General features: G+C 74.2%; 1 protein-coding gene and 2 pseudogenes. 1 reads left to right on the top strand and 2 read right to left on the bottom strand.

Features of this window, described 5'->3' with window-relative positions; genetic code table 11:
* Both MHW47_RS34615 and MHW47_RS34610 read right to left on the bottom strand, forming a co-directional pair.
* Window positions 1-286 (bottom strand): annotated as a pseudogene (locus MHW47_RS34615) (hypothetical protein); the annotation flags it as partial.
* Window positions 287-429: 143 nt separating this feature from the next.
* A complete protein-coding gene (locus tag MHW47_RS34610) occupies window positions 430-1,812 on the bottom strand; it encodes a transcriptional regulator (protein ID WP_239227794.1) in 1,383 nt (460 codons plus the stop codon).
* Window positions 1,813-2,105: 293 nt separating this feature from the next.
* Here MHW47_RS34610 and MHW47_RS34605 point away from each other — a divergent pair.
* Window positions 2,106-2,360 (top strand): annotated as a pseudogene (locus tag MHW47_RS34605) (DNA primase); the annotation flags it as partial.

Below are 2,360 nucleotides of genomic sequence, written 5' to 3'. Positions count from 1 at the left end.
CGCCGTACCCGGGCTGCCCGCCCTGGCCGTACGACGGCTGCCCGCCCTGCCCGTACGCGGGCTGCTGGTCCTGGCCGTACGCCGGCTGCGGGGGCGGGCCCGGCTGGTACGACGGTGGCCGGCCGGCATCGGTCCGGGGGCCCCACGGCTGACCGCCGGGCGGGGGTGTCTGGTGCGCTCCCGTCGGCGACCAGGGCTCGCCGCCGTCCGAGGGCAGGACGACGCCCTCGTGCGCGGGCGGTGCAGCAGGATTCTGCCGCTCGTCGCCCTCTCCGCTCTGTGTCACCGGGACTCCTACACGTCAACTACGGAATCGTCGGCTCACGCTATCGGGTGGCAGCGGCCCCTCGCCAAGCGCCCGTTGTCCTCCACCCGCCCGTGACACAGGTGTGACAAGGCGGCGCCCTCCGAGCCGCCGCCCCGCCGTCCTCACGCCGCCTGGAGTTCCAGGCGCGCGCCGAACTCCCGTACCGAGGGCTCGTCCCCGTACGGCAGCAGACGCTGCTGGAGGTCCTCCAGGTATTCCGCGCCCCGGCTGGAGCGCACCGTCCCCAGCAGCTCCATCGCGCGCGTGCCCGTATGGCAGGCCTGCTCCACCTCGCGCATCTGCACCTGGGCCGTGGCCAGCAGCGCGAGGCCGATGCCCCGGCGGCGGGCGCGGGACTCCGGGTGGCCGTCCAGGGACTCCTTCGCCCGGCGCGCGGCGGCCTCCGCCTGCCCCAGGTCGCGGTGGCAGTGCGCCAGTTCGTCCGCGAGGTAGGCGTGGTCGAAGTGGGCGATCCAGTCGGGGTCGTCCCCGCTCTCCGGGTCGGCCCGCTCCAGCGCCGCCTCGGCCCGGCCCACCGACTCCAGGCAGGTCCGCGCGTCCCCGAGGAGCGCGTGGCCGCGCGCCTCCGCCGCGTGGAACATCGCCTCGGCGCGCGGGGTGACCCGGCCGCGGGCGCCCTCCTGCGCGGCCCGTGCGAGCTGGGCGATCTCGCGCGGATTGCCGAGCTGGGCGGCGAGATGGCTCATCGAGGCGGCCAGCACATAGCCGCCGTAGGCGCGGTCGCCGGCCGCCTGGGCCAGGCGCAGCGCCTGGATGTAGTAGCGCTGGGCGAGGCCGGGCTGACCGGTGTCGACGGCCATGTACCCGGCGAGTTCGGTGAGCCGGGCGACGGCCGCGAAGAGCTGACGGCCGGTCGATTCGCGGTACGCGCCCGAAAGCAGGCCGGAGACCACGCTGTTGAGGTAGTGGACGAGGACCGGGCGCACATGGCCGCTGCCGAAGCGGTGGTCGAGGTCGACCAGCGCGGCCGTCGTCGCGCGCACCGCCTCGACGTCGGGCATGCCGACGCGCGAGCCGGCCGCGCGCTCGACCTGCGGGTCGGCGCCGGTGATCAGCCAGTCGCGGCTCGGTTCCACGAGCGCGGAGGAGGCGACCGAGGAGCCGGTCAGGAAGTCGCGGCGGCCGACGTCGCTGCGCCACAGCTCGCAGACCTGCTCGATGGCCCCGCCGACCGTGGGGGCGAACTGGAGGCCGACGCCCGAGGCGAGGTTCTTGCCGTTGGCCATGCCGATCTCGTCGATCGTGACCGTACGGCCGAGTTTGCGGCCCAGCGCCTCGGCGATGGTGCCGGGGGCCCGGCCGCGCGGCTGCTGGCCGCGCAGCCAGCGGGCCACGGACGTCTTGTCGTACCGCAGGTCGAGGCCGCGTTCGGCCCCGACCATGTTGACGCGGCGGGCGAGGCCCGCGTTGGAGCATCCGGCTTCCTGGATGAGCGCCTGGAGCCGTTCATTCGGCTGGCGTGCGACGAGTGGCCTGGCTGCCATGGTGTATCCCCCTGAGGCCGCGGTGATCGATGGCGGGATCACTGCCCGACATGTCCCTGAGAAATGCGCTGATTCATCGTGTTGGTCACTTTCCGCGCGACTCACCTCATTCGTCACGTGCGGTCACTAAAATGCCGCGACGCATCGCCCCCGCCCGGATGTCCCGTAACCAGTTACCCACCCGAAGGGCGGCCCTCTCCCGCGCGCCCCCGCCCATGCATCCGTGCGCCCCGCGTGCGGAACCGCGGGAGAGCGGGCCGTAACTCTTCGTGAAGCCTGTAGTTGAGCCGGGCGTGGAAGAGCCCATCGGAGTCAGGGAAGCGGCGCAGGTCCCGCGACAGCGCGCCGAACAGTTACTCGAAGCCGCCGTGCGGTACACGGAGGAGAGGCACTGGGAGGTCTGCCCCGGCACCTGGCTGGAGCCGGCCGGCTCCAGCCGGCGGTGCTCGTGCGGCGACGACAGGTGCGCGGCGCCGGGCGCCCATCCGGCCGGGGACGACTGGGCGGACGGGGCCACCGGCAGCGGCGCGGCGGCCCGCCGGATGTGG

Source organism: Streptomyces sp. OfavH-34-F, assembly GCF_022347745.1.
In the GTDB taxonomy this organism is placed as follows: domain Bacteria; phylum Actinomycetota; class Actinomycetes; order Streptomycetales; family Streptomycetaceae; genus Streptomyces.
Note: the sequence above shows the minus strand (reverse complement) of the source record. Positions and strands in the feature narration are given on the sequence as shown.

Coding starts and splice junctions, on each gene's coding strand:
- MHW47_RS34610 (WP_239227794.1), bottom strand. CDS start 1,812: ATGGCAGCCAGGCCACTCGTCGCACGCCAGCCGAATGAACGGCTCCAG.